Source organism: Mesorhizobium sp. USDA 4132, assembly GCF_056279545.1.
Map to the genome: position 1 here is coordinate 4,149,386 of NZ_JBWCCP010000001.1, position 26,595 is coordinate 4,175,980.

At 62.0% G+C, this 26,595-nt stretch carries 29 protein-coding genes; 12 read left to right on the top strand and 17 right to left on the bottom strand.

Features of this window, described 5'->3' with window-relative positions; translation table 11 throughout:
- Positions 1-47 precede the first annotated feature (47 nt).
- Both ACZ9IU_RS20745 and ACZ9IU_RS20750 read right to left on the bottom strand, forming a co-directional pair.
- Positions 48-338 carry a type II toxin-antitoxin system RelE/ParE family toxin gene (locus ACZ9IU_RS20745; protein WP_038546593.1) on the bottom strand — a complete coding sequence of 97 codons (291 nt, stop codon included), beginning with the start codon at positions 336-338 and terminating at the stop codon, positions 48-50.
- Positions 335-583, bottom strand: coding sequence for a type II toxin-antitoxin system ParD family antitoxin (locus ACZ9IU_RS20750; RefSeq protein WP_038546596.1), 249 nt, complete (start codon positions 581-583; stop codon positions 335-337). The genes ACZ9IU_RS20745 and ACZ9IU_RS20750 overlap by 4 nt, the downstream gene beginning before the upstream one ends.
- A gap of 116 nt (positions 584-699) precedes the next feature.
- Between ACZ9IU_RS20750 and ACZ9IU_RS20755 the strand changes: the two genes are divergently transcribed.
- On the top strand, positions 700-1,557 hold the full coding sequence (locus ACZ9IU_RS20755; RefSeq protein ID WP_038546599.1) for an SDR family NAD(P)-dependent oxidoreductase: 858 nt from the start codon (positions 700-702) through the stop codon (positions 1,555-1,557).
- A 74-nt stretch (positions 1,558-1,631) separates the two neighbouring features.
- Positions 1,632-2,273: a LysE family translocator gene (locus ACZ9IU_RS20760; RefSeq protein WP_038546602.1), complete on the top strand. Its 642-nt coding sequence runs from the start codon at positions 1,632-1,634 to the stop codon at positions 2,271-2,273.
- A 22-nt stretch (positions 2,274-2,295) separates the two neighbouring features.
- Here the strand turns inward: ACZ9IU_RS20760 and rlmN are convergent, their stop codons facing one another.
- Together rlmN and ACZ9IU_RS20770 are read right to left on the bottom strand one after the other, a co-directional pair.
- Positions 2,296-3,534, bottom strand: coding sequence for a dual-specificity RNA methyltransferase RlmN (gene rlmN, locus ACZ9IU_RS20765; RefSeq protein WP_038546605.1), 1,239 nt, complete (start codon positions 3,532-3,534; stop codon positions 2,296-2,298).
- 221 nt (positions 3,535-3,755) lie between these two features.
- Positions 3,756-4,322, bottom strand: coding sequence for an invasion associated locus B family protein (locus ACZ9IU_RS20770; protein WP_038549779.1), 567 nt, complete (start codon positions 4,320-4,322; stop codon positions 3,756-3,758).
- Between the two features lie 329 nt (positions 4,323-4,651).
- Here ACZ9IU_RS20770 and ACZ9IU_RS20775 point away from each other — a divergent pair, with 329 nt between their 5' ends.
- Entirely contained in the window at positions 4,652-5,215 is a 564-nt protein-coding gene (locus ACZ9IU_RS20775; protein ID WP_038546608.1) for a sigma-70 family RNA polymerase sigma factor, read from the top strand.
- 12 nt (positions 5,216-5,227) lie between these two features.
- On the opposite strand, the gene ACZ9IU_RS20780 is transcribed toward ACZ9IU_RS20775, so the two are convergent.
- From ACZ9IU_RS20780 to ACZ9IU_RS20795, 4 genes are all read right to left on the bottom strand, one after another.
- The gene (locus ACZ9IU_RS20780; RefSeq protein ID WP_038546611.1) at positions 5,228-5,626 is read right to left on the bottom strand and encodes a YkvA family protein; all 399 of its coding nucleotides are present in this window, start codon (positions 5,624-5,626) and stop codon (positions 5,228-5,230) included.
- A 56-nt stretch (positions 5,627-5,682) separates the two neighbouring features.
- Complete coding sequence (locus ACZ9IU_RS20785; protein ID WP_038546613.1) at positions 5,683-5,985, bottom strand: 4a-hydroxytetrahydrobiopterin dehydratase; 303 nt, start codon at positions 5,983-5,985, stop codon at positions 5,683-5,685.
- A 38-nt stretch (positions 5,986-6,023) separates the two neighbouring features.
- Entirely contained in the window at positions 6,024-6,614 is a 591-nt protein-coding gene (thpR, locus tag ACZ9IU_RS20790) for an RNA 2',3'-cyclic phosphodiesterase (RefSeq protein WP_038546616.1), read from the bottom strand.
- Positions 6,615-6,680: 66 nt separating this feature from the next.
- Positions 6,681-7,331 (bottom strand): arylesterase, encoded by a 651-nt coding sequence (locus ACZ9IU_RS20795; RefSeq protein WP_038546619.1) that lies wholly within the window; start codon positions 7,329-7,331, stop codon positions 6,681-6,683.
- 76 nt (positions 7,332-7,407) lie between these two features.
- Here ACZ9IU_RS20795 and ACZ9IU_RS20800 point away from each other — a divergent pair, with 76 nt between their 5' ends.
- The 4 genes from ACZ9IU_RS20800 to ACZ9IU_RS20815 all read left to right on the top strand — a co-directional run bounded on the left by ACZ9IU_RS20800 (position 7,408) and on the right by ACZ9IU_RS20815 (position 12,343).
- Positions 7,408-8,121 carry an ABC transporter ATP-binding protein gene (locus ACZ9IU_RS20800; RefSeq protein WP_038546622.1) on the top strand — a complete coding sequence of 238 codons (714 nt, stop codon included), beginning with the start codon at positions 7,408-7,410 and terminating at the stop codon, positions 8,119-8,121.
- Complete coding sequence (locus ACZ9IU_RS20805; protein ID WP_038546625.1) at positions 8,118-10,661, top strand: ABC transporter permease; 2,544 nt, start codon at positions 8,118-8,120, stop codon at positions 10,659-10,661. The genes ACZ9IU_RS20800 and ACZ9IU_RS20805 overlap by 4 nt, the downstream gene beginning before the upstream one ends.
- A 233-nt stretch (positions 10,662-10,894) precedes the next feature.
- On the top strand, positions 10,895-11,677 hold the full coding sequence (locus tag ACZ9IU_RS20810; RefSeq protein ID WP_038546628.1) for a Bax inhibitor-1/YccA family protein: 783 nt from the start codon (positions 10,895-10,897) through the stop codon (positions 11,675-11,677).
- 108 nt (positions 11,678-11,785) lie between these two features.
- Complete coding sequence (locus ACZ9IU_RS20815) at positions 11,786-12,343, top strand: GNAT family N-acetyltransferase (protein WP_038549781.1); 558 nt, start codon at positions 11,786-11,788, stop codon at positions 12,341-12,343.
- A gap of 9 nt (positions 12,344-12,352) precedes the next feature.
- Here ACZ9IU_RS20815 and ACZ9IU_RS20820 read toward each other — a convergent pair whose 3' ends face one another.
- The 4 genes from ACZ9IU_RS20820 to acnA form a co-directional block, all read right to left on the bottom strand.
- Positions 12,353-12,742, bottom strand: coding sequence for a DUF2794 domain-containing protein (locus ACZ9IU_RS20820; RefSeq protein WP_038549783.1), 390 nt, complete (start codon positions 12,740-12,742; stop codon positions 12,353-12,355).
- Positions 12,743-13,034: 292 nt separating this feature from the next.
- Positions 13,035-13,784 (bottom strand): DUF1223 domain-containing protein, encoded by a 750-nt coding sequence (locus tag ACZ9IU_RS20825; RefSeq protein WP_038546631.1) that lies wholly within the window; start codon positions 13,782-13,784, stop codon positions 13,035-13,037.
- Between the two features lie 194 nt (positions 13,785-13,978).
- On the bottom strand, positions 13,979-14,716 hold the full coding sequence (locus ACZ9IU_RS20830) for a sulfite exporter TauE/SafE family protein (protein WP_038546634.1): 738 nt from the start codon (positions 14,714-14,716) through the stop codon (positions 13,979-13,981).
- A gap of 219 nt (positions 14,717-14,935) precedes the next feature.
- Entirely contained in the window at positions 14,936-17,629 is a 2,694-nt protein-coding gene (acnA, locus tag ACZ9IU_RS20835; RefSeq protein WP_038546637.1) for an aconitate hydratase AcnA, read from the bottom strand.
- Positions 17,630-17,899: 270 nt separating this feature from the next.
- On the opposite strand from acnA, the gene ccmA reads away from it, so the two are divergent.
- The 5 genes from ccmA (at position 17,900) to ACZ9IU_RS20860 (ending at position 21,081) form a co-directional block, all read left to right on the top strand.
- Positions 17,900-18,544 (top strand): heme ABC exporter ATP-binding protein CcmA, encoded by a 645-nt coding sequence (gene ccmA, locus ACZ9IU_RS20840; RefSeq protein WP_038549785.1) that lies wholly within the window; start codon positions 17,900-17,902, stop codon positions 18,542-18,544.
- Between the two features lie 253 nt (positions 18,545-18,797).
- Positions 18,798-19,457, top strand: a complete 660-nt coding sequence (gene ccmB / locus ACZ9IU_RS20845) for a heme exporter protein CcmB (protein WP_038546640.1) — start codon at positions 18,798-18,800, stop codon at positions 19,455-19,457.
- Between the two features lie 89 nt (positions 19,458-19,546).
- A complete protein-coding gene (locus tag ACZ9IU_RS20850; RefSeq protein ID WP_038546643.1) occupies positions 19,547-20,305 on the top strand; it encodes a heme ABC transporter permease in 759 nt (252 codons plus the stop codon).
- A 6-nt stretch (positions 20,306-20,311) separates the two neighbouring features.
- Positions 20,312-20,482 (top strand): heme exporter protein CcmD, encoded by a 171-nt coding sequence (gene ccmD / locus ACZ9IU_RS20855; protein ID WP_038546646.1) that lies wholly within the window; start codon positions 20,312-20,314, stop codon positions 20,480-20,482.
- Positions 20,479-21,081 (top strand): DsbE family thiol:disulfide interchange protein, encoded by a 603-nt coding sequence (locus tag ACZ9IU_RS20860; RefSeq protein ID WP_038546649.1) that lies wholly within the window; start codon positions 20,479-20,481, stop codon positions 21,079-21,081. The genes ccmD and ACZ9IU_RS20860 overlap by 4 nt, the downstream gene beginning before the upstream one ends.
- A gap of 392 nt (positions 21,082-21,473) precedes the next feature.
- Here the strand turns inward: ACZ9IU_RS20860 and ACZ9IU_RS20865 are convergent, their stop codons facing one another.
- Genes ACZ9IU_RS20865 through dapF form a run of 5 tightly spaced genes read right to left on the bottom strand, consistent with a single transcriptional unit; the run spans position 21,474 to position 26,594 of the window.
- A complete protein-coding gene (locus ACZ9IU_RS20865; protein ID WP_038546652.1) occupies positions 21,474-22,061 on the bottom strand; it encodes a DUF2585 domain-containing protein in 588 nt (195 codons plus the stop codon).
- Positions 22,058-22,708, bottom strand: a complete 651-nt coding sequence (locus tag ACZ9IU_RS20870) for a septation protein A (protein ID WP_038549787.1) — start codon at positions 22,706-22,708, stop codon at positions 22,058-22,060. The genes ACZ9IU_RS20865 and ACZ9IU_RS20870 overlap by 4 nt, the downstream gene beginning before the upstream one ends.
- Before the next feature lie 53 nt (positions 22,709-22,761).
- Positions 22,762-24,363 carry a signal recognition particle-docking protein FtsY gene (gene ftsY, locus ACZ9IU_RS20875; RefSeq protein WP_038546654.1) on the bottom strand — a complete coding sequence of 534 codons (1,602 nt, stop codon included), beginning with the start codon at positions 24,361-24,363 and terminating at the stop codon, positions 22,762-22,764.
- Between the two features lie 15 nt (positions 24,364-24,378).
- Positions 24,379-25,665 (bottom strand): tRNA (N(6)-L-threonylcarbamoyladenosine(37)-C(2))-methylthiotransferase MtaB, encoded by a 1,287-nt coding sequence (gene mtaB / locus ACZ9IU_RS20880; protein WP_038546657.1) that lies wholly within the window; start codon positions 25,663-25,665, stop codon positions 24,379-24,381.
- On the bottom strand, positions 25,662-26,594 hold the full coding sequence (gene dapF, locus ACZ9IU_RS20885) for a diaminopimelate epimerase (RefSeq protein ID WP_038546660.1): 933 nt from the start codon (positions 26,592-26,594) through the stop codon (positions 25,662-25,664). The genes mtaB and dapF overlap by 4 nt, the downstream gene beginning before the upstream one ends.
- Position 26,595 lies beyond the last annotated feature (1 nt).

Consider the following 26,595-nt stretch of genomic DNA (forward strand, 5'->3'; position numbering starts at 1 on the left):
TTTTAGCGAGTTTCCTGAGGCACGCAAGAAAAACCCGGCAAAGCCGGTCAGAGATGGCCGCCGATATTCATGCGCTGGTGAAGGACGCGGATGATCGAGATTGTCGTAGGCGTTTCTCGATAGACGATAAAGTGGGACCCGTAGGCAAGCGCTCGATATCCGCGTTTGATCTGGTCGATCTTCCGTCCGCTTCTCTCCCCCAAGGAAAGTGCCCTACAAAAATCCCGGATTCCGAACGTATATTCTTCAGCCTGATTGTAGCCCCAGGTCTCGTCTGTATAATCGTAAATATGGTCGATGTCCGCGGTCGCCTTCGGCGCGAAGATCAGAGTTTTCATCGCTCGGCGCGCAAGGCACGTTTCTTTTCAATGAACTCGTCGAAATCGAAAGGCTGCGGCTCGCCCGAGGCCTCGCCTTCTTCGATCGCCGCGCGAATGGCCTCGATACCGCCCTCGCTGTCACGCAGAAGCCGTAAGGCGGCCTCCACCACTTCGCTTGGCGAACTGTAGTTGCCGCCGCTCACCTGCCTGTCGATGAACTCAGTCAGTTCCTCATCCACTGTGATCGATGTCATCTTGCCCATGAAGCGGCTCCGGTGTGACGCCCTTACTCGTGACGCCTTGTCATGTTGACAGGTTTTGATGAGGGTACCATATCCCGCCCGACCTTTGAACAGCAGCGCCCTAGAGGAGATCTGCCATGACCATCACTCATCCCGCTCTGAAAAAGGACAATGTCGCCGTGATTACCGGGGCCGCATCCGGAATCGGCCTTGCGGCGGCGAAGGAATTTGCCCGGATGGGCCTTTCCGTCGTCCTTGCCGATCTGGAGGGCGACAAGCTCGCGGAAGCAGCCCACGAGGTCGCGGCCCTTGCCGAAGACGGCGAGGCGGATGTCGCTGCCATCGGCACCGACGTTTCGAAGCCGGATGAGATCGAGGCGCTGGAACGCGCCGTCATCCAGCGTTTCGGCCGGGTGCATGTGCTTATGAACAATGCCGGTATCAGCCCGGGGAGTTCGATATTCGGGCCGCAGGTCAACTGGGACAGCATTTTCGCCATCAACCTGCTCGGCGTCATCAACGGCACGCGGACGTTCGGGCCGGCCATGGTCGCCCATGGCGAACCGTCGCTGATCATCAATACCGGCTCGAAACAGGGGATCACGACACCGCCCGGCAATCCCGCCTACAATGTCGCCAAAGCCGGCGTGAAGACGTTCACCGAAGCGCTGCAGCACGAGCTTCGCAACACGCCCGACTGCCAGGTCTCGGCGCATCTGCTCATCCCGGGCTTCGTGTTTACCGGCCTGACCAAGGGCGACCGCGTCGAAAAGCCCGCCGGCGCCTGGACGCCGGAAGAGACGGTCGAGTTCATGCTGGTGAGCCTGGAGCGCGGTGATTTCTATATCCTCTGCCCAGACAACGACGTGGATCGGGCGACAGACGAACGCCGCATGGCCTGGGCGATCGGCGACATCATCGAAAACCGCCCGCCGCTATCGCGCTGGCATCCGGACTTTGCGGATGCATCAAAGGAATTCATCTCCAAGCGCTGAGCGCCTGATTGGCATAGCTGCGAAAGCCGGGTAAATGGAGCACTCCTTTACCCGGCTATTCGAGCGTGCACCCCATGGATTTCCTGCCGAGCCTTGCCACCCTTCTCGCCTTCACGGCTGCTGGCCTGCTTCTGGCGCTGACGCCGGGGCCGGATATGACGCTGTCGATCAGCCGCGCGCTCGGCCAGGGCCGGCGACCCGCGTTGTTCGTGGTTCTCGGCACCAGCCTCGGCGTCGTCTGCCATACGCTGCTGGTCGCGTTCGGTATCTCGGCGCTGATCACCGCGTCACCGACCGCCTTCTTCATCCTCAAGACCGGCGGCGCCGCCTACCTGCTCTGGCTGGCGATCCAGGCGATCCGCTTCGGCTCAAAACTGTCGGTGGAGAAGATCGACCAGACCAAGGCGAGCGCACTTTCCAATATCTCGACGGGCTTATGGGTGAACCTCTTGAATCCCAAGGTCATCATTTTCTTCATGACCTTCCTGCCGCAATTCGTCACCGCCGGCGATCCGGACGTCACGAGCAAGCTGATTTTCTTAGGGGTCTATTTCATCGTCATCGGCATGCCGGTCAACGTGATCGTCGTCCTTGCCGCCGACCGCCTGGCCAGTTGGCTGCAGGCCAACCCGAGGGTCCTGCGCGGCATCGACTGCACCTTTGCCGGCGTCTTCTCGATCTTCGCGGCGAAGATTTTCTTCACCCAGGCTCGATAACAGAAAAGCCGGCCTGGTCTCCTCAATCGTCTTCGCCGTGCCCGGCGATCATCATCGCCTCGAAGGCGAGGCGGTCGGTCTTGCGCATCCGCTCCGATTCCGATTTCAGCTGGCCGCAGGCGGCGAGGATGTCGCGACCGCGCGGGGTGCGGATCGGCGAGGCGTAACCGGCCTGGTTGATGAAATCGGCGAATTTCTCGATCTGCGCCCATTCCGAACACTGGTAGTTGGTGCCCGGCCAGGGATTGAACGGGATCAGGTTGATCTTGGCCGGAACGCCCTTCAAAAGCTGGATCAGCGCCTTGGCGTCCTCCAGGCTGTCGTTGACGTCTTTCAGCATCACATATTCGAAGGTGATGCGGCGGGCGTTCGAAAGACCGGGATAATTGCGGCAGGCTTCGATCAGTTCCTTCAGCGGATATTTCTTGTTGATCGGCACCAGCATGTCGCGCAGGTCGTCGCGCACCGCATGCAGCGAGATCGCCAGCATCACGCCGATCTCGTCGCCGGTCCGGAAAATTTCCGGCACGACGCCGGAAGTCGACAGCGTGACGCGGCGCTTCGACAGCGACAGCCCGTCGCCGTCGGTGGCGATCAGCAGCGCCGTCTTGACGCTTTCGAAATTGTAGAGCGGTTCGCCCATGCCCATCATCACGACATTGGTGACCTTGCGGTCGCCGGTCGGCACGAAGGCGCCGGGCGGCGTGTCGGTGCCCGGAAAATCACCCAACCGGTCACGGGCCAGCAGCAACTGCGACAGGATTTCCTCGGCGGTCAGGTTGCGCACAAGCTTCTGGGTGCCGGTGTGACAGAAGGAACAGGTCAGCGTGCAGCCGACCTGGCTCGAGATGCAGAGCGTGCCGCGGCCTTCTTCCGGAATGTAGACGGTCTCGACTTCGACCGGACGGCCGGCGCCGCGCGGCGGAAAGCGCAACAGCCATTTGCGGGTGCCGTCATTGGAAACCTGTTCCTCGACGATCTCAGGACGCGCGATGGTGAAATGCGCCTTCAGCATCTCGCGCATGTCCTTGGCGACATTGGTCATCGCGTCGAAATCGGAGACGCCGCGGATATAGAGCCAGTGCCAGAGCTGGCTGACGCGCATGCGCACCTGCTTTTCCGAAACGCCTTTTTCCTTCAGCGCCTGCGCCATGTCCTCGCGCGTCAGCCCGATCAGCGACGGCTTGGTGCCGAACAGATCCGGATTAGCGACGAGCGGCTTCTTGATGGCAAGCGGCGCCAGAGCCTCTGAGACTGACATTCTTCTATCCCGTTCGAACACATGCAGCTTTCCCACGATCGATCAGCGGGAAAGTCAGGGCATGTTGAATGCGTGAAACCTGTATCGGCCCATTGGGCACATGTGCCGGACCTTCGTTGGGGCGGGCTTTATCATCAAATAGCCGCCGCGTCACTATTCTTCAAGAAATGCAAAAGGCCGGTCCTGCGACCGGCCTTCCAACTCTTGCTGCGCACGAACGCTTACTTGCAGGTTTCGATCTGCTTCAGCGCCGCCGCAATGCCCTGCAGCGAGTAGGCATAGGAGGTCTTGGTGCCGCGGCCGGAAACGGCGCTGACGCTCATGTTGTGACCTGTCTTCATCGCTGCGACGAGCGCCGGCTCCTCGGCGGCGTTCTCGACCCAGGCCGCCTTGTCCTTGGTGAACATCGTGAAGTTCTTCTTGTCGATCGTCACCGTCACCTTGGAATTCGGCTGCAGAACGTATCCGACCATTGCCTGCGGTTCGTAGGAAATGTTCTGGCCGGGCCGCTGCGAGACGATAAAGAAGATATCGCCGTGATCGACGCTGGCCGGTTCCTTGGTGGTCGGCACCGAAAGCACATAACACACGTTGCTGGCGCCCGACTTGTAGGAATAAGCGCCCCACGCCTTGAATTGCTGGATGCGGGTGGGACCTGCGGCGGCCGGTGCCGGCGCCTGGGCCTGTTGGGGCTTGGCCGGGGCGGTAGCCTTCGACGACTGAGCCGATGCCAGGCCGGCGCTTGCAGCCAAGATTGCCAATGCGGTTGCGATTGTTCTTACAGACATGGTCTCCTGCCGGTTTTGTTCGTTCAACGGCCCGAGCGGGCAAGCCTTGCCAGGCATGATCCTGATTCGGTGCATTTTGACTTGATCCTGGTTACCAAACCGTCAACCAGACTATTAGAATCTGCTGAATCTCCTGCCTTGGCCCATAGGTGCGTGGAGATAGCACTCCCCGCCATGCCTCCAAAGAGCCAACCAGCAGAATTTCCATGCGTTTCGTCAATCAGTGACACAAGGATTGGGGCAAGAGTTTGTCCTTTTCCTAACTCTCACAATGACATTAGAATGGTCGAATATGACGCGAATCTCATCGGAAACTGTGCGCAGCGTAAATGGATGTAGACGAAAGAGACCACTTCGCCGGCTTGGTAAGGGCAGTGGCCGATGAGCGCGATCAGGCAGCTTTTACCGTGCTGTTCGATTATTACGCGCCGCGTCTGAAATCCTGGCTGTTGAAACGGTCGATGCGGCCCGACGATGCGGAGGAACTCGTCCAGGAGGTGATGGCCGTTCTCTGGCACCGCGCCGGCCTCTACGATCCGACCCGATCCTCCCTGTCCACCTGGCTTTTTCGCATCGCCCGCAACCGTCGCATCGATGCGGAACGGCGGGCGAGGCACAAGTATCTGGATGTCTACGAACCCCTGTTCTTCGTGACCGAGGCGCCGGGCGCCGATACGATTTTCGAAGGCGAGGAACGGGATGCGCAGGTGCGTGCAGCCCTTGCCGATATCCCCGGCGAACAGATGGAAATGGTGCGGGCGGCCTTCTTCCTCGGCCAGTCCCATTCGGAAATCGCCTCGTCCACGGGCGTGCCGCTCGGGACGGTGAAGTCGCGAATCCGGCTTGCATTCGAGCGCTTGCGAAGAGTTCTCGACGATCCTTCGGGGGATTGACGCCCCGTGAGACTATTTGCCGCGCACGCCCTCGGCGATGTCCGGATTGTCCGCCAGCGCCAGATCGGCAGCCTCGTAATGGCGGTCGGCGATATGGCCCTGGATCATCCGGAAAGCTGCTGCGAGCACGGCGACATCGTCGGTGAAGCCGACAAGGACGAACATGTCCGGCACGAAATCGATCGGCATCACGAAATAGGCGAGCGCTGCAAGCAGCACGCCCCGGACGCGGGTCGGAGTCCGCCGGTCGATCGCACAGTAATAGGCGGCGATCAGGTCGCGGCTGAACGGGACCTGCCGCACGGCCCGCTTCAGAGTCGGCCAGAACTTAGTCCGCACCTGCCGCTCGCGGCGGCCTTGTGTATCCTCGTCACCCGGCAGCAGAATTTCGCCGATCTTCACGTCGTCCATGGTCGCTCCGTTCGCTCAACGTGTGCCCACCCAATATGGGCTCTGGACCATGAAGTTCAATTGCGGCGCGAGGATGCCTTGTCCATCGCCCGGGCAAGCTTGAAGTCGATGTCGGTCAGGCCTTTGGTCGCGTGGGTGGTCAGCAGCACGTCGACCCGCGAATAGACGTTCGACCATTCCGGGTGATGGTTGAGCTTCTCGGCGGACAGCGCGCATTCGGCCATGAAACCGAAGGCCTCGATGAAGGTCTTGAACTTGAAGCTCCTGAAGATCGCGTCGCCTTCCGGCTTCAGCTCCCAGCCATCGAGCGTCGCGAGTTCACGCACGACGGCAGCCGCATCCAGCTTTTCGTAGTTCATCGTCCAACCTTCCTTCGGACTAAAGGGGCGCCTTCCGGTTAAAGGAGGCTCTTCGCCGGCTCCATGTCGCCGGCATAGGCAGTGCCGTAGCTTGCCTCCTGCAGCGGGAAGATTTCCTCCGTCAGATACGGTCCGCCTCCGACCGACTCCTTCGACGACAGCAGCACGAAACGGGGGACGGTGAAGGGTGCCGTGTGGAAATTGCCGCGGCCGGCAAGATAGTGAACCACGTCGTCCAGGCGGCAGTTCTTGAGCCGTGCGAGCGTCACATGCGGCGTGAACTTGCGGGGATCCGGCGGCAGACCGATACGCTGGCAGATCCGTTCGATCTCCGCCTGCAGCGCGTAGATTTCCGGCGAGGGTGAAACGCCGGCCCAGATGGAATGCGGTTTCTTCGATCCGAACGAGCCGATCCCGGTCAGCGTCGCCTGAAATTCCGGTCGGTCGATGCGGTCCAGCCGGTCGACGATCTCGTCGGCGGTGCGGCCGTCGACATCGCCGATAAAGCGTAGAGTGATGTGATAATTCTCCACGTCGATCCACCGGGCACCGGGGATCCCGCCGCGCAGGAGAGACAGGCTCATCGCTACATTGCGCGGAACTTCGAGGGCGGTGAAAAGTCTCGGCATAGGGACCTCCTCGAATCTTTTGCAGATGCAAACAGCGAATCATGCAACGGAGTTCCGCGCAAGCTGTTATTTTCCCTTATCCTTAATAGCCCCCAGGAAGCTTTTGACAGGTTGAATGGTCTTTTCGACCATCACGGCGACCCCTTTGGCGTTCGGATGCATGCCGTCGGAGAGCTGCAGGCTGGAAATGGTCGCGACTCCATCCAGGAAGAATGGATAGAGCGGCACCACGTATTTCTCCGCCAGCCGCTTGTAGATCGGATTGAACTTTTCGGCATAATCCCCGCCCATGTTCGGTGGCGCCAGGATGCCGACCAGGAACACCGGGATCTTCCGTTCCTTCAGCCGCGCCAGGATCGCATCGAGGTTCTTTTCCGACTGCTCGGGGGAGATGCCGCGCAGCGCATCGTTGGCGCCGAGTTCGAGGATCACGCCGTCAGTGCCGTCGGGCACCGACCAGTCGATGCGCGAAAGCCCTCCTGCTGTCGTATCGCCCGAAACGCCCGCATTGGTGACCACGACATTCTGCCCGCTGGCTTTCAGCGCCGCCTCGAGCTGGGCCGTATAGGATTCGGAAGGCGCAAGCTGGTAACCCGCCATCAGGCTGTCGCCGAAACCGACGAGCTGGATCGCCTTGTCCTGCGCGGCGGCCGGCAGTGCGGCCAGCGCCAGCGCGGACATGACGATGAAGTGAAGCAGGCTTGCTTTAAAACTCACGATCCGTCTCCTAGATTGAGCGCTACCGCAATGCGGTGTTCGGGTTACGCTTCACGCCTATATAGGACGGTTCGATTTGACTAAAACCATCATCACGCTGAAGAAAGCCGATCTGACGCTCGGCAGCGCGGCGGCCTCGGTGCATGTGCTGAAGCAGATCAACCTCGAAATCCGCGCGGGCGAGGCCGTCGGCATCGTCGGGCCTTCGGGCTCCGGCAAATCGACGCTGCTGATGGTTCTGGCCGGCCTCGAACGCCTCGACAGCGGCGAGATCGTCATCAACGACGCACCCCTTCACGCCCTTTCCGAAGACAGGCTTGCCGATTTCCGCGGCCGCAATATCGGCATCGTTTTCCAGTCCTTCCACCTGATCGCCAACATGACGGCCCTCGAAAACGTCGCCGTGCCGCTCGAACTCGCCAATGTGAAGGACGCCTTCGAGATCGCCAAGCGGGAACTGACCGCCGTCGGCCTCGGCGAGCGGCTGAGCCACTATCCAGGCCAGCTTTCCGGCGGTGAACAGCAACGCGTGGCGATTGCCCGCGCCCTTGCCCCCTCGCCCTCCGTGCTGATCGCCGACGAACCGACCGGCAATCTCGACACCGAGACCGGCCGGCAGATCGCCGACCTCTTATTTTCGAAACAGGCCGAGCGCGGCATGACCATGCTGCTCGTCACTCATGACAACGCGCTTGCCGCCCGCTGCTCGCGCCAGATCCGCGTCCGTTCCGGCGAGATCGTTGGCGACAGCGCCACCGCCCACGCGACCGTTCAGGCGGTCTCCGCATGAGGCTCGCCTTTCCGCGCCTCGCGATTTCCTTCCGCCTGGCGCTGCGCGAAATGCGCGGCGGGCTCGCCGGCTTCTACATCTTCCTCGCCTGCATCGCGCTCGGCACCGGAGCGATCGCGGCGGTCAATTCGGTCTCGCGCGCCATCACCGGCGCCATCGCCTCACAGGGACAGGAGATCCTTGCCGGCGACATCCGTTTCGAACTGAACAACCGCGAAGCCACCGACCAGGAACGCGCTTTCCTGGCGAGCCTCGGCAAGGTTTCCGTGTCCACCAGCCTGCGCTCCATGGCACGCAAGCCCGACGGTTCCGAACAGGCGCTGGTCGAGGTCAAGGCGGTCGACGACGCCTATCCGCTCTATGGCAGCTTTGGCGCTGAACCGGCGGCACCGCTTCCTGACCTGCTTGGCAAGCAGGGAGAGACTTTTGGCGCACTGGCAGCCCCGCTGCTGTTGGAACGCCTCGGCCTCAAGGACGGCGATCAGCTTCTGCTCGGCAATGCCAGGCTGACATTGCGCGGCACGATCACCGCCGAGCCCGACGCGCTTTCCGACGGTTTCGGCTTTGCGCCCCGCCTGATCGTCAGCCGCGAAGCGCTCACCGCTTCGGGCCTGATCACCACCGGCAGCCTCGTCGAACATGCCTACAAGGTCCGGCTCGACGATCCGGCGACCCGTTCGACACTCACCGCCCGCGCCAATCGCGAATTCCCGAGTGCCGGCTGGTCCATCCGCACCAGCGACCGCGCGGCTCCTTCGCTCACCGAAAACGTCGACCGCTTCTCGCAATTCCTGACACTGGTCGGCCTGACCGCCTTGATCGTCGGCGGCGTCGGCGTCGCCAATGCCGTGCGCGCCTTCCTCGATGCCAAGCGCACCACCATCGCCACCTTCAAGTGTTTGGGCGCGCCGGCCTCGGTGGTGACGATGATCTATCTCATCCAGATCATGCTGCTTGCAGTGGTCGGCATCCTGATCGGCCTCGTCATCGGCGCGGTTTCGCCCTTCGTGGCGCTGCAGTTCCTCGAAGGCGTGCTGCCAGTTCCGAAGGAAGTCACCTTCTACCCCTCAGCGCTGGCGCTTGCCGCGCTGTTCGGCATCCTGATCACCTTCGCCTTCGCAGTCCTGCCGCTCGGTCATGCCCGCGAAGTGCCTGCGACCGCGCTTTTCCGCGAACAGAGTTTCGACAATACCCGCCTTCCCTCCTGGCCCTATCTTCTGGCCGCCGGCCTGGCACTCGCCGCCCTGGCGGCGCTTGCGATCGTCTCGGCGGAAGAACGTTTCATCGCCTCTGTCTTCCTCGCCGCAGTCGCCGGCGCTTTCATGCTGCTGCGCCTCGTGGCAGCACTGATCGCAGCACTGGCCAGGCGAAGCCCGCGGGTCAATTCGCCGGCGCTGCGGCTGGCGATCGGCAATATCCACCGGCCGGGCGCACTGACGCCCTCGGTCGTGCTGTCGCTCGGCCTCGGCCTTGCCCTACTCGTGACGCTCGCCCTGATCGACGGCAACATGCGCCGCCAGCTGACCGGCAGCATTGCGCAGCAGGCGCCGAACTTCTTCTTCGTCGATATTCAGGGATCGGAGCGGGAAGGCTTCGTCAACATCCTCAAACAGCAGGCGCCGGAGGGTACGATCACTCAGGTGCCGATGCTGCGCGGAAGAATCCTCGCCTTCAACGGCCAGGACGTCACCCAGATGAGCGTGCCGCCAGCCGGCCGCTGGGTGCTGCGCGGCGACCGCGGCATCACCTATGAGGAGAAGCTTCCTTCCAATTCGGCGCTCACCGCCGGGCAATGGTGGAGTGCCAACTACACCGGCGAGCCGCTGGTGTCCTTCTCGGCCGAAGAGGCCGGCGAACTTGGCCTGAAGATCGGCGATACCGTCACCGTCAACGTGCTCGGCCGCAACATCACCGCCCGCATCGCCAATTTCCGCAAGGTTCAGTGGGAATCGCTGTCGATCAATTTCGTGATGATCTTCTCGCCGAACACGTTTCGCGGCGCGCCGCATGCCTGGCTCGCGACGCTCAGCGATCCCAAGGCCACCGCCCAGCAGGAAGCCTCGATCCTGCGCGCCGTCACCAACGCCTATCCGACCATCACCAGCGTCCGGGTGAAGGATGCGATCGACATCGTCGACCAGCTCGTCGGCCAGCTCGCGACCGCGATCCGGGCCGCCGCCGCCGTTGCGCTGATCGCCTCGGTGCTGGTCCTTGCCGGTGCGCTCGCCGCCGGCAATCGGGCTCGCACCCATGACGCCGTCATCCTGAAAACGCTGGGCGGCACGCGCGGCATGCTGATGCGCGCCTTCAGCTACGAATATATGATCCTCGGCGCGGCAACCGCGCTCTTTGCGCTCGTCGCCGGCGGCCTCTCCGCCTGGTTCGTGGTCAGCCGCATCATGCGGCTCCAATCGGTCTTCCTGCCCGATGTCGCGGTGCTGACGCTCGCCGTTTCGCTGGTACTGACGGTCGGAATAGGCCTTGCCGGCACCTGGCGCATATTAGGGCAGAAAGCCGCACCTGTGCTGCGCGAGCTCTAATTCTCTCAGAGGTAGTATTTCGTGTTAACTCACGGATCAAATTCCCGTCAGAACATCCCATAGGTTGCTAAATAGCGCCTATGGCTTGCGTTTTTCGCTTGGCGCACCTCTTGTATGTGAAGCGATCTCGCATCATATTTATGCGCAGGCTTGCTGGAGCTCCGCAGCGGCGCCTGGGTCCGTGAAAAAGGGGCCCGACACCGTGAATAATTCCGGAGCTTAAAGAGGAAACAATGGCTGACTTTAACAACTACCAGACCCGGGCGGCGCAGGGTCGCGCCCAGTCCGGCGCGATGATCGATGAAGGCCTGCGCGCCTACATGCTCAAGGTCTACAACCTGATGGCTATCGGCTTGGCTATCACCGGTATCGCCGCTTATGGTATCTCGGCCCTCGCAACGACGACGGATGCAGCTGCAGCTGTCGCCCGGCTTCCGAACGGCATCCTGCTGACCAGCCTTGGCGCTGCGATCTACGGTTCGCCGCTTCGCTGGGTCGTCATGCTCGCACCGCTCGCGGTGGTGTTCTTCCTGAGCTTCCGCGTTCATAAGATGAGCGTCAGCGCTGCTCAGAGCACCTTCTGGGGTTATGCGGCTCTGATGGGTCTGTCGCTGTCGTCGATCTTCCTGGTCTACACGGCCCAGAGCATCGTTCAGACGTTCTTCATCACTGCTGCCTCCTTCGGCGCCCTGTCGCTTTACGGCTATACGACGAAGAGAAGCCTGTCGGGCATGGGCTCGTTCCTGATCATGGGCCTGTTCGGCCTGATCATCGCCTCGATCGTCAACATCTTCCTGGGTTCTGCCCCCCTCGCTTGGGCGATCTCGGTCATCGGCGTTCTGATCTTCGCAGGCCTCACCGCCTACGATACGCAGAAGATCAAGGAAATGTACTTTGACGGCGACGACGTCGCGGTTGCCGGCCGCAAGGCCATCATGGGCGCTCTGACCCTTTACCTCGACTTCATCAACCTCTTCACGTTCCTCCTCCAGTTCCTGGGCAACCGGAACAACTGATTTCCGAGGAATTTGAACAGGAAAAAGGCGGCCTCCGGGTCGCCTTTTTTGTTGCCCGGCTTCGCGTTGCGGCATAGGCTTGGCCATTCCTTTCAACGGCCTGCCTCCATGACATTCCATCTCCGCGACGCCTCCCCCGCCGATCTTTCCGCCATCACCGAGATCTATTGCGACAGCGTGCTGAACGGCACCGCAAGCTACGAGATCTTGGCCCCCGACCAGGCTGAGATGACGGCTCGCTTCGAGGCGATCCGGGCCAAGGGGTATCCCTATATCGCGGCCGAACAGGAAGACGGCACGCTCCTCGGCTACGCCTACGCATCGGCCTTCCGCACCCGCCCGGCCTATCGCTGGCTGGTCGAGGATTCGATTTACCTGGCACCGGAAGCGCGCGGCAAGGGCGTCGGCAAGGCGCTGCTCAAGGAATTGCTGGTGCGCTGCGAGGCGCTCGGTTTCCGCCAGATGGTCGCCGTCATCGGCGGTGCGAGCCCGGCGTCCGTGGCGCTGCATCGCGGCCTCGGTTTCGAACTGACCGGCACACTGAAGGGCACCGGCTTCAAACATGGGAAATGGCAGGATACCGTGCTGATGCAGGCAGCCCTCGGCGAAGGCAACGAAACCGATCCGGATCCCAGCGTCTATCCGGGCTCGCTGTTTACCGAGTAGCGATTAGCGTCAGTCGATCAGTTTCAGCACCTTGTCGAACACCTTGAGCACCTGCGGCAGCTCATGGCCGCGCTTCATAATCAGCCCGTGGGTGTTCGTCACGGAATAGGCGCCCTGCTTGGCGGCAAGCTTCGGGTTCTTCTCGATTCGGAACAGCGGCGTTTCGCCCGAGCGCTTGAAAATGGAAAACACCGCCCGATCCTTGAGGTGATCGATAGCGTAGTCCTTCCATTCTCCCTCGCCGACCATGCGGCCGTAAATCCTTAGGATCGCGTCGAGTTCGCGCCGGTGGAAAGTGACCGGTGCAGGATCGAGATTCTGCCTATATTCACTGAGATCGACGACGACGGCTGTGTCCCGGGATCTCTGGCCCCCCGGCAAATCCGGCTGATCTGTCATCAAGACTCCCAAATCGTCAAATGTCAGAGACATGACAGTTTGCCCGAGAGGCTGCAAAAATCAACCCCGGCAATTTCGCGGGGAGCGAACCGCACGATTTTATTGTTGCCCCATTTCGAACAAAAGAGTGCCCGATTTCGAAGCGAAATTGACGATGTTGGTTGGCGCCGTTTTCAGCGCCATATGGCCCGGTCTGGTGCATTGACCCTTACCCCCAGCCCCCCAATGTTATTGGATCGGGCCGCCAACAAGAATTCACACACAGTCAGCCAGTCCTGAACCGCGCCTGCGGTCAATAGTTCTTGCGACCTACCATCAATACAGTCGCGCCGAGAATGGCTGCCGGTTCGCCGCCCGGACCGGAAGTCTGCAGCAGGATCGCGCAGCCGTCCTTCTTGGACTTGCCCATCAGCTTGCCCGGCAGGGTCAGCTTCATGCTCTGGCCGTTCCATGTGCCCACCGACTGGACGTCATAGACGGCGTGCCAATATTCCATGTTCTTGCCGCTGTTTTCACCCTTGGTGACATCCACCTGCTGGCGTTTGGTGAAATAGGCGACGACGACGTCCGCCTGTCCCTTGCCATCGCCGATCTCGATCTCGATCTCGTCGCCGCGCATCGCAGCGGTGACCGGAACGTCGAGCCCCTTGCCGTTCTGGCCGAGCATCTTCACCTTGTCATTGATGACGGTGAGGTCCGTGCCCTTGACATGATCGCGGCCGTTAATAACGGCCTGCGGAGTATAGACGCCGGTGCGTCCGAACGTCTTGGCATAACCATATTGCCGCTCGGTATTTTCCTTGGAGCTCAGCGTATCGGTCCAGCCGAGATAGTTCCAGTAATCGACGTGGTAGGAGAGCACGACCATGTCGCCCTGCGCCACCAGCTCGCCCAGAGCGGCGTCGGCCGGCGGGCAGGAAGAACACCCCTGAGAGGTGAAAAGCTCGATCACGCCCTTCGGCGCTCTCACCTCTCCCGCCAATGCAGCGCCCGCATAAAACAGGCCCGCAACAAGGAGTACGGAGCGAAAACGAAAGGGCATGGGTGGCGGACCTTTTTATCAGGGCAACTGTTATCCACGATTGCTCGCGGCGATCAAGGCCGAATGCACTGGATGGCGGAAAGTAACCACCGGGCACCTTCAAGAGAAAGTCACGAAGGGGTGAAGACCGGATAATTGATCGGTTCCCGAATGCCTTTCGTTGGGCGCCAAACTTGGCGAAAAATACGCTGAGGTCAAATCAGTTTAAGCAAGCCCTGAGTAAAATAAACGGCACCCACGCCGGTGACGACCCAGCGCGTCCAGGCGCGGAAATTCTGGTCGGTCATTTTCTGCAGGATGCCATTGCCGACATGCGCGCCGAGGATGGCGATCGGCGCGGCGAGCAGGATCGAAATCCAGTCGGAGGCTGGCAGGCCGGAAGCCGCGTTCCAATAGAAGGCGACCTTCGTGAGATGCGAAAGCGTCTGGATCGACGCCTTGGTGGCGATGATCTTGCGGCGGTCCATCTGGGTGCGGATGAAAAAGATATCGACCGTCGGACCCGCGACGCCGACGCTGATCGTCAGTGCGCCGGAAAACAGCCCGCAGATGAAAGCATGCAGAGGCTTTGACGCATCGAGTTGCAGCCGCTTGACGGGCAGCCAGACCAGGATCGGCATCAGCCCCACTCCGATCAGCACGACGACCAGGTCCGGCGCGTAATTGACCGAGAACAGCACCGCCGCCGAAACGGCGACGCCGAGGCAGAGGATGCCGAGGATGCGGTAGTCGATATAGGCGCGAGAAAACCAGGCGCGCGATCCGTTCGACACCATCTGAATGATGCCGTGGAAGGCGATCGCAGTACCGACGGGATAAAGGAAAAGCAGCACCCAGAGCAGGATCAGCCCACCCGCCATGCCAAAAATTCCCGAAAGCAACGATGTCAGGAAAACGGTGACGGCCATTCCGGTGAGGATGACGACGGTCAAGGGCGCGGGACCTTGGGACAGCTGGGATCGAGGGCCTCCACCTCCCTCATTTCTGTGCTTGTCACAGGAATCCAGTGACCCGATGTCTATCGGGGTCGGGAGACTCTTTCAGCCCAAGGGCTTGGGCTGGCTGGATTCCTGTGACAAGCACGGGAATGAGGACCGATGGGGTTGTGGAGAAGACCACCCGCAGGCCCAGCCTGCGGGTGGCTTTGTCGCTTAGGCTGCGAGGTCGCGCAGAACCGTCTGCAGGATGCCGCCATTGTTCATGTAGATGACCTCGTCGAGCGTATCGATGCGGCAGAGGATGTTGATTTCCTTCACCGTGCCGTCGCCGTAGGTGATCTTGGCGGTCTTCCATTCGCGCGGCTTGATGTCGCCTTCGAGACCGAGAATCTCGACAGTCTCGTCGCCCTTGAGGTCGAGGCTGGCCCAGGTCGTGCCCTCTTCGAAGACGAAGGGAACGACGCCCATGCCGACCAGGTTCGAGCGGTGGATACGCTCGAAGGACTGGGCGATGACCGCCTTGACGCCGAGCAGGTTGGTGCCCTTCGCGGCCCAGTCGCGCGACGAACCGTTACCGTATTCGACGCCGGCGAAGATGACGAGCGGAACGCCCTCCGCCTTGTACTGCATGGCCGCGTCGTAGATCGACATCTCTTCCTTGGACGGATAGTGGAAGGTGTAGCCGCCTTCCTTGCCGTTCGGGCCGAGCATGTAATTGCGGATGCGGATGTTGGCGAACGTGCCGCGCATCATCACTTCATGATTGCCGCGGCGCGTGCCGTACTGGTTGAAGTCGGCAACGCCGACGCCATGGCCCGTCAAATAAGCACCGGCCGGCGAGGCAGCCTTGATCGAACCGGCAGGCGAGATGTGGTCGGTGGTGATCTTGTCGCCGAAGAGACCGAGGACGCGGGCGCCCTTGATGTTCTTGAGGCCCGAACCGGTCTTGCCCATGCCGACGAAATAGGGCGGGTTCTGCACATAGGTCGAATCGTCGTCCCAGGCATAGGTCTGACCCGGAGGAACCTTGACCGCCTGCCAGTTCTCGTCGCCCTTGAACACGTCCGCATACTTGGTTTCGTAGAGTTCGCGGGTGACGTATTTCAGGATGAATTCCTGGACTTCCTTCGAGGTCGGCCAGATGTCCTTGAGGAAGACCGGGTTGCCGTTCTGGTCTTCGCCGAGCGGCTCGGAGGTCAGGTCCTTCTGGACCGAACCGGCGAGCGCATAAGCAACGACGAGCGGCGGCGAAGCGAGGTAGTTCGCCTGGACGTCCGGCGAGATGCGGCCTTCGAAGTTGCGGTTGCCCGAGAGCACGCCGGCGGCGATCAGGCCCTTGTCGTTGATCGTCTTCGAGATCGGCGCCGGCAGCGGGCCGGAATTGCCGATGCAGGTGGTGCAGCCGAAACCGACAAGGTTGAAGCCGAGCTTGTCGAGATCGGCCTGCAGGCCGGACTTGGCAAGGTATTCGCCGACGACCTGGGATCCCGGTGCAAGCGAAGTCTTGACCCACGGCTTGGACTTCAGGCCCTTGGCAACCGCGTTGCGGGCGAGAAGGCCGGCAGCGATCAGCACCGACGGGTTGGAGGTGTTGGTGCAGGACGTGATCGCGGCAATCGCCACGTCGCCATGGCCGAGATCGAAATCCGTGCCCTCGACGGGGTAACGATTGTCGAGCTGGCCGGGCTTCTTGTATTCGGTATCGAGCGAGCCGGCGAAACCGGAAGCGATCTTGTCGAGCGAGATGCGGCCTTCCGGACGCTTCGGGCCGGCCATCGACGGCACGACGTCGTTGAGGTCGAGTTCCAGCGTGTCGGTGAAGACGAGGTCGGAACCATCGCCTTCGCGCCACATGCCCTGGACCTTGGAATAGGCCTCGACCAGTGCGATCCGCTCATGCGTGCGGCCGGACATCGTCAGGTAGTTGATGGTTTCGCCATCGACGGGGAAGAAGCCGCAGGTCGCGCCGTATTCCGGACCCATGTTGCCGATCGTCGCGCGGTCGGCGAGCGGCATGTTGTCCATGCCCGGACCGAAGAATTCGACGAACTTGGAAACAACGCCCTTCTTGCGCAGCATCTGCACGACGGTCAGCACGAGGTCGGTCGCCGTGACGCCTTCCTTGAGCTTGCCGGTGAGCTTGAAGCCGATGACTTCAGGCAAAAGCATCGAGACCGGCTGGCCGAGCATCGAGGCTTCCGCTTCGATACCGCCGACACCCCAGCCGAGAACGCCGAGACCGTTGATCATCGTGGTGTGAGAGTCCGTGCCGACGCAGGTGTCCGGATAGGCGATCGTTTCGCCATCCTCTTCCTTGGTCCATACCGTCTGGCCGAGATATTCGAGATTGACCTGATGACAGATGCCGGTGCCCGGGGGAACGACGCGGAAATTCTTGAACGCCTGCTGGCCCCACTTCAGGAAGCGGTAACGCTCGCCGTTGCGCTCGTATTCGAGCTCGACGTTCTTGGCAAACGCGGTCGGCGTGCCGAATTCGTCGACGATAACCGAGTGGTCGATGACGAGATCGACCGGAACCAGCGGGTTGATCTTTTCCGGATCGCCGCCGAGCGACACCATCGCGTCGCGCATCGCGGCAAGATCGACCACGGCGGGAACGCCGGTGAAGTCCTGCATCAGCACGCGGGCCGGACGGTAGGCGATTTCCGCTTCCGTCAGACCCTTGTTGTTCAGCCATTCGGCAACGGTGAGGATTTGTTCCTTGGTGACGGACTGGCCGTCTTCAAAGCGGAGCAGGTTTTCGAGCAGCACCTTCATGGAGAAGGGCAGCTTCGAAACACCGGCCAGGCCGTTCTGTTCGGCCTTGGGAAGGCTGTAGTAAACGTAATCCTTACCGCCTACGGTAAGGACGGAGCGACAATTGAAACTGTCGAGAGACTTAGCCACGGAAAAAACCCCGCTGATTAAAGAGCCAACACGCGCGTGCGGACGCCTATGCACTTCATGCACATCAGGATGCGGGTACGACCATTTCCGCTGTCCGCACGAGAAGATTTTTTGGGATCTTCAGGTTCGGCGGAAGATTGAAATCACGCCGGCCGCTGGCGTGGTTGCAGTGCTTATAGATAATTTCTAAGAAGGGTTCCAGACGCTTGGCGCCCATTCCGAATAAATTTTCGGATCGCGATGATTAAAATCTTAATGAAGGTCTCCAGCATGCGGCTTTTGGCCGAAAACTTGAGCGCAAGACGCGGCGAAGACCTGATTTTCACGGATATCTCCTTTGACCTCGGAGCCGGCGAAAGCCTCGTCCTGACCGGCCGCAACGGATCGGGGAAATCGACGCTGCTGCGCGTCGTGGCCGGATTGCTGCATCCGGAAACCGGCCGCGTCGCCTGGATTTCGGACAAAGCCGAATCGGGGATGCGCGCCGCCGAGGCCTGCCACTATCTCGGCCACCGCAACGCGATGAAGGCGGAACTGACGGTCTTTGAGAATCTCTCCTTCTGGAAGGAGTTTTTTGGCGACGTGAATGGCGGCGAGAGCATCTCTCCGGCCGAGGCCGCCGGGACCGTCGGCCTTGACGGCATCATCCACCTGCCCTTCGGTTATCTCTCCGCCGGCCAGCAGCGCCGCATGGCGTTTGCCAAGCTGCTCGTCGCTTATCGCCCGGTCTGGATCCTCGATGAGCCGACGGCGGCGCTGGATGTCAGTGCGGAGGGGGTGTTTACCGAGTTGATCAAGGCGCATCTCGCGACCGGTGGCATTGTGCTGGCCGCGACCCACCAGCCCCTTGGACTTGAGAATACAAAGGAACTGAAGATGACGGGGTTTGCAGGCGTGGCGGAGGGGAGATGGTGAACGCCCTGCCCTTGAATACCCCCCTCTGCCCTGCCGGGCATCTCCCCCACAAGGGGGGAGATCGGCCAGCCGCCGGCTCCTCGCTCCTTATCGAGCGACTTGAGCCCGCCCGTATCACGCAACGGATATGGCATGTCACTCAATCTCCTACTGTGATTGAGGCAGGGCACCGGCTCCATCCAATCTCCCCCCTTGTGGGGGAGATGTCCGGCAGGACAGAGGGGGGTGCGCCCCGGACACGGGGCGTCCAATCATGACCGCCCTCCTCCTCCGCGACCTAAAACTCTCGGTGCGCGCCGGCGGAGGCGCCCTCATCGGCGTCCTCTTCTTCATGACCGTCGTCGCCGTCATCCCCTTCGGCGTTGGCCCCGACCTCAACCTCCTCTCCCGCATCGGCCCCGCGATCGTCTGGATCGGCGCGCTGCTCTCCGCCCTGCTCGGCCTCGACCGCATGTTCCAGACCGATCGCGAGGACGGGTCGCTCGACCTGCTGCTGATGCAGGAGCACCCGCTGGTGCTGACCGTGCTCGTCAAATGCCTCGCCCACTGGCTCGGCAACGGCCTGCCGCTGGTGATCGCATCGCCGCTGCTCGGCCTGTTCATGAACATGGACGAGGTGGCGATCGGCGCCACCATGCTGACGCTCCTGGTCGGCACGCCGGCGCTGACTTTCATCGGCGCGGTCGGCGCCGCGGTCGCGGTGGCCCTGCCGCGCGGCGGGCTGCTGGTGTCGATCCTCGTCCTGCCGCTAGCGATCCCCGTGCTGATCTTCGGTGTCAGCGCTTCCTATGCGGCGGTCGAGGATCCTGCCCCGTTTATGCCGCCTTTCCTGATATTGGTGGCGATCACGATGTTTTTTGCCGTCCTCGGGCCGCTCGGCGCGGCACTGGCGTTGCGCAATGCCGGCGATTGACTAGAATCGGATTGAACGGGATCGGATCGACGACCGGCGAATTGACCAGGATCAAGCTGATTTTTCCGCGCGCATATTAGAAAGTGCCCATGACCGACAGCCTTGCCATCAGCAAATTTTCCGAGCTGGCCAACCCGACGCGGTTTCTGGCGCTGGCGGCCCGCATCCTGCCGTGGATGGCGGCGGCGACTGTGATGCTCTTCGCGATCGGGCTCTATCTGAGCTTCACGACGGAAGGCGACTACCAACAGGGCGCGACGGTGCGTATCATGTACGTGCATGTGCCGGCCGCCTGGCTGTCGATGATGTGCTACACGGTGATGGCCGTTTCCGCGATCGGCACACTGGTCTGGCGCCACCCGCTCGCCGACGTCAGCCACAAGGCCGCCGCCCCGCTCGGCGCCGCCTTCACGCTGATCGCGCTCGCCACCGGTTCGCTCTGGGGCAAGCCGATGTGGGGCACGTGGTGGGTGTGGGATGCCCGGCTGACCTCGGTCTTCGTGCTGTTCCTGATGTATCTCGGCCTGATCGCGCTCAACCGCGCCATGGACGATCCGTCGCGGGCGGCCCGCGTCTCCGCCGTGCTGATCCTCGTCGGTTTCGTCAACATCCCGATCATCAAGTTTTCGGTCGACTGGTGGAATACGCTGCACCAGCCGGCCAGCGTCATCCGCATGGGCGGCCCGACCGTCGACCAGGAATTCCTCTGGCCGCTGCTGATCATGGCGATCGCCTTCACCCTGCTGTTCTTCACCCTGCATGTGATGGCGATGCGCAACGAGATCTGGCGCCGCCGCGTCGCCGCCCAGCGCCGCATGGCCGCACGTTTGGCCGGCCGGGAGGCTTAGGGAACTATGACCCACACGTTCTACATCGCCATGTCCTATGCCGTAGCGGCCGTCGTCATCCTCTGTCTGATCGCCTGGACGTGGCTGGACGGGCGCGCGCGTCAAAAAGAACTGGCCGAACTCGAGGCTTCCGGCATCCGCCGCCGCTCCGCCCAGCCGACAGGTGACGCAGCATGAGCGTCGAGACCGGAAACCAACCCGCCCCACGCAAAAGCCTGGCGCGTTATGCGCTGCCGCTGATCCCGCTGGTGATTTTCCTCGGTTTTGCCGGCGTCGCCGGCAAGATGCTCTACGATCAGGATGTCAACGGCCGCGACGTTTCAGCCATCCCCTCGGCCCTGATCGGCAAGAAGGCGCCGTCGCTGGCGCTGCCGCCGCTGGAAGGCGCGAACACCGCAGCGCTGACGACCGCAGCGATTGACGGCAAGCTGACCCTGGTCAACGTCTTCGCCTCCTGGTGCGTGCCCTGCCGCCAGGAACACCCGATCCTGAAGGAACTGGCGAACGACGGCCGGCTCACCATCGTCGGGATCAACTACAAGGACCGCAACGACAACGCGCTGCGTTTCCTCGGCGAACTGGGCAACCCCTACAAGGCAATCGGCATCGATCCGAACGGCAAGGCGGCGATCGACTGGGGCGTCTACGGCATTCCGGAAAGTTATCTGGTCGCGCCGGATGGCACCATTCTCTACAAGCGGGTCGGCCCGTTCGACGCGCGCAGCCTGACGCAGGATCTCATGCCGGCGATCGAGAAGGCGTCTGCGAAAGGCTGATCAGGCACGAAAATCCGCCACGTGAATACAAGCAGTTTTGGCCGCGCGGGACATCTTGTCCAGCGCGGTTTTGGTTTGGGAATGGGGCAGGCGGTATCGAGTATGTGGGAGGTAGGTATTTTTGCCTGCCCCGACTGTTTCGATGGTCTTTCGAGGATTGCCAGGCCCTCGCCACCCACCTTTGCAGCCATCACCGGAAACCGGGGTCCGAAAACCCTTGGACGAGGAGGCCGGTTCGCGAACCCGGTTTTCCCATCCGATGACGGGGGTGATTATGGGATGGGTTCGGGAGGCGGGGATGAAGGGGGAAGTGAATATGGCTAAAGCGTTGATGAGGTTGGACGGATTTTTCTCGGGGTGAGGAAATCGCCCCAGTCAAAACCCGTCCGGCACTACAGCCCACCCTGCCACACCCGCACCGCATCCACCGGCCAGATCAGCATCAGCACGTTGAGCGTCAGGTTATCGCGGATGATGTAGCCGGTCGCCAGCTCGAAGAAGATGGCGATGGCAATCGTCAGCCAGACCGGCAGGCGCGAGGCGACAAAAAAACCGACCGCCATGAACACCGTGTCCATCGCCGAATTGAGGATGCTGTCTCCGGTATAACCGAGCGCCATGGTCGCGGTGCGGTAACGGTCGATGATGAGAGGAGAGTTTTCGAGCAGCTCCCAGGCGGCTTCGATCAAGACCGCCAGCGACAGCCGGGCTGCGATCGGGGCGCGGCGCAGGATCAGCCAGCCGAGACCGTAGAACAGGAAACCGTGGATGATGTGCGACGGCGTATACCAGTCCGAGAGATGCTGCGAATTGCCGCTGGTATTCACGCCGCCTTCCCAGAGTTTCACATAACCGCATTCGCAGATCGGAATGCGGCCCATCGCATAAAGGATGGCGATCTGGAGCAGGAAAAGGATGAGCGCGGCAAGAAACCAGCGTTTCGGCGACGAACTCGAGGGGGAAAATTCCGCCGCTGTCACTTCTCAGCCTCGGGTGCCGGTTCCTGGATCGTGTGGCGCATGATCAGCGGCATCTGGGCGATCGTGAAGATGATGGTGATCGGCATCGTGCCCCAGACCTTGAAATTGACCCATACCACATCGGAGAAATTCCGCCAGACGACCTCGTTGATGACGGCCAGGAACAGGAAGAAGATCCCCCAGCGCAGAGTCAGCTTCTTCCAGCCGGCCTCGTCGAGCTGGAAGGCGGCGTTGAAGACGTAGCCTAGCAGCGACTTGCCAAACAGCAGGCCGCCGAGCAGCGCGACGCCGAAGAGCGAGTTGACGATGGTCGGCTTCATCTTGATGAAGGTTTCGTCCTGCAGCCAGATCGACAGCGAACCGAAGATCAGCACCACGACGCCGGACACCATCGGCATGATAGGCAGATGGTGGAAGACGATCTTCGAGGCGATCAGCGAGGCGACGGTGGCCACCATGAACAGCGCGGTCGCCACCAGAAGTGGGCCGCCGACCGCCGAAAGCGCCGGGAATTGCGCAACCAGCCATTCGCCGCGCAGGTTGCCGAAGAAGAACACTAGGAGCGGCCCGATTTCCAGCGCGAGCTTCAGCATCGGATGCTGCTTTTCTTCCTTGGTCGGCGTGATGTCGCTTTCGATCGTCTGCATGGGTTCCAACTTTGAGGCCGTTATCGGCGAAGCCAAATCGTCATTCTGTGTCATCAATGCGTCAAACCCGCAATGGCGCGCGCAAAATCCTGCGCCTCGAAGGGTTCGAGATCGTCGACACCCTCGCCGACGCCTATGAAATAGACCGGCAGCTTATGCTTGGCGGCGATCGCCACCAGAATGCCGCCGCGCGCCGTGCCGTCAAGCTTCGTCATGATAAGCCCGCTAACCCCGGCGACGTTCCGGAAAATCTCGACCTGGTTCATGGCGTTCTGTCCGGTCGTGGCATCCAGCGTCTGCAGCACGGTGTGCGGCGCATCGGGATCGAGCTTGCCGAGCACGCGGACGATCTTTTCGAGTTCGGCCATCAGCTCGGTGCGGTTCTGCAGCCGGCCGGCAGTATCGATGATCAGCACATCCGATTTGTTGGCGCGCGCCTGCTCGTAGGCGTCATAGGCAAGCCCTGCCGCATCGGCGCCGAGCTTGGTGCCGATGAAGGTCGAACCGGTGCGGTCCGCCCAGATCTTCAGCTGCTCGATCGCGGCCGCGCGAAACGTGTCGCCGGCGGCGAGCATGACCTTGAGGCCGGAGCCGGAGAGTTTTGCGGCGAGCTTGCCGATCGTCGTGGTCTTGCCGGTACCGTTGACACCGACGACGAGGATGACATGCGGCTTGTGATTGAGGTCGAGCGCCAGCGGTTTGGCGACGGGGGCCAGAACCCTGGTGATCTCGGCGGCCATGATCCGTGACACGTCCTCGCCGGTCACGTCCTTGCCGTAACGCTCCGACGACAGCGCACCGGTGACCCGCATGGCGGTCTCGACCCCGAGATCGGCCTGGATCAGCAGGTCTTCGAGCTGTTCCAGCGTTTCTTCGTCCAGCTTGCGCTTGGTAAAGAGCGCACCAATCTGGCCGGTGAGCTGCGACGACGTGCGGGAAAGGCCGGCGCGCAGGCGCTGGAACCAGGTGAGTTTTGGAGCCGGCGCGAGGGGTTCGGGCGTCGGTTCCTGGCGGGCGGTGGAGAAGCCTCTGGGGAGGGTGGGTTCTGGGCTGGGCGTTTCGCTTGGAGCAGGAACCTCTTCGTCTGGAGAAACACCCCCCTCTGTCCTGCCGGACATCTCCCCCTCAAGGGGGGAGATCGGCAAGCGGGGGGCTTCCTGCTCCAAATCCAATTTCGAAACCGTGGCACCGGCAGCAGAGTCAACGACGTCAGTGCCGGATGTCGGGCGCGACGGCTCATCCGTAATCTCCCCCCTTGAGGGGGAGATGTCCGGCAGGACAGAGGGGGGTGCCTCCGGAGATGCAACGCCCTTTTCTTCTGCCTCTGCTTCCGCCTGCAGCAGCGAAAGCGGCACCATGCCGATATCCGGCACGCTCTCGACACCCGAAAGCAGCGCCGGCTCATCCTCTTCGGCAGTCTCCGGCTCGGCCGGCTCGACATCCCCAGCCGCCACATCCGCGACGGGCCCGCCGGCCGTCTCGATCTCGGCCGGTGCAACCGGATCGACGGGCGAGACCGGCAGGTCTTCGTCGCGCGACTTCGGCTCCAGTTCCGCCTGGATGGCGGCGGCGTCCTCCGGCCTTACCGCATCGGGTGCCGGTTCCTCGGAGGGTTTGCCGAAGGTGAAGACGCGTTTGATGAAGCCCAATGCCATGAGAACCTGTTCCGGTTACGCCGCCCGAGACGGGACAAGGGCGGACGCGACCTGCATTTCCAGATGTTTGCCGTTATGGCCGGTAATCATAACGCGCTTGAACTCGCGAGGAACAAGGCGCGGCGCCGCCACCAGCGAAAAGTTTTCCGTATGCGCCATGCCGTTGTTCTCGATGATGATCGCCTGCTCGGTGCCGACCATGCGATCGAGGTGGAGACGATGCAGCACCTCGCCCCGTGCCCGCAGCCTTGCGGCGCGATCCTTGACGACAGCCCGATCGACCTGCGGCATACGCGCCGCCGGCGTGCCCGGACGCGGGCTGTAGGGAAAGACATGCAGGAAGGAGATGCCGGCCTCCTCCGCCATCGTCGCTGCATTCTCGAACATTTCTTCCGTCTCGGTCGGGAAACCGGCGATCATATCCGCCCCGAAGGCGATCTCCGGGCGCAGGCGCCGCGCCTGTTGCACGAAGGCGAGCGCTTCGGCGCGCGAATGGCGGCGCTTCATCCGCTTCAGGATCATGTCATCGCCATGCTGCAGCGACAGGTGCAGGTGCGGCATGAAGCGAGGCTCGTCGGCGATCAGGTCCCAGAGATGTTTGTCCGCCTCAATGCTGTCGATCGAGGACAGGCGCAGGCGCAGGATTTCCGGCACTTGGCGGAGCAGCGTCTTGGCCAGATAACCGAGCGACGGCTGGCCCGGAAGATCGGCGCCATAGCTGGTGGCATCGACGCCGGTCAGCACGATTTCGCGATAACCGCTTTCCGTCAGCCGCCGGGCCTGGTCGACCACCGCACCCATCGGCACCGAGCGGGAATTGCCGCGGCCATAGGGAATGATGCAGAAGGTGCAGCGATGGTCGCAGCCGTTCTGCACCTGGATGAAGGCGCGCACGTGGCCGTCGATATGCTTCACCATCTGCGGCGCGGTGGCGCGCACGCTCATGATGTCGTTGACGCGCAGCTTCTCTTCCGCCGAGACGCCGAAATCCGGCAGCGCCCGGTAGGAGGCGCTGGTCAGCTTCTCCTCGTTGCCGAGCACGGCATCGACTTCCGCCATACCCGCAAACGTGTCTTTCTCCGTCTGGGCGGCGCAGCCGGTGACGATGATGCGCGCATGCGGATTTTCGCGCCGCGCCCGGCGGATTGCCTGGCGGGCCTGGCGCACGGCCTCGCCGGTCACCGCGCAGGTATTGACGAGGATGGCATTGTTGAGCCCGGCCTTTTCGGCCTCCGCCCGCATCACTTCCGATTCATAGGTATTGAGCCGACAGCCGAAGGTGATGACCTCGACCCCGCTCAATTGACCCGGGCCTCCGGCTCGCCCCGTTGGATTGCATTGGCCTCTGGCTCGTCGTCGCGGATGAAGGTTCCGACGGTCGGATCCACCTTGCCGGACCATTCCCATTCGGCTGGACCGGTCATCACGACGTGATCGTCGTCGCGCCATTCGATGACGAGCGGCTGACGGATCGGGCTGGAGGCAACGTCAATCGTCACCATACGACCGGTGCGCCCTGTGCGGGCGGCGGAAACGGCGGCAGCACAGGCGGCCGAACCGCAGGCAAGCGTCAGGCCGGCGCCGCGTTCCCAGGTGCGGGTGCGCAGCGACGACTTCGACGTGACCTGCGCTAGCGTGATATTGGCCTTTTCCGGAAACATCGGATGGTTTTCGAGCAGCGGCCCGAACCGTTCGAGGTCGAAGCTCATAGGATCACGGTCGACCCAGAAGATCGCATGCGGATTGCCCATCGACATGGCGGACGGCGAATGCAGGATCGGGGCGTCGATCGGGCCGATCTGCAACTCGATGCGGCTGGTATCGAAAAACTCCTCGGCAAGCGGAATGCGGTCCCACTCGAAGACCGGCTTGCCCATGTCGACCGAAATCGTACCGTCCTCATGCTCGACGGCATTGAGGATGCCGGCGACGGTCTGGAAGGTAAAGGTCTTGCGGCCGGTCTCGGCGCTCAGCGCCTGCACCACGCAACGCGTGCCGTTGCCGCAGGCCTGCGCCATCGTACCGTCGGAATTGAGGATGTCGATCCAGGCATCGGTGCCTTGAGCCTTCGGATCGTGGATGGCCATGATCTGGTCGAACTGGGTGGCCGGATCGGCATTGAGTGCGATAGCAGCCTGCGGCGTCACCTTGTCGGTGCGTCCGCGCATGTCGACGACCAGGATCTTGTTGCCAAGCCCGTTCATCCGCGCGAATTCCACCAGTTCCATCATG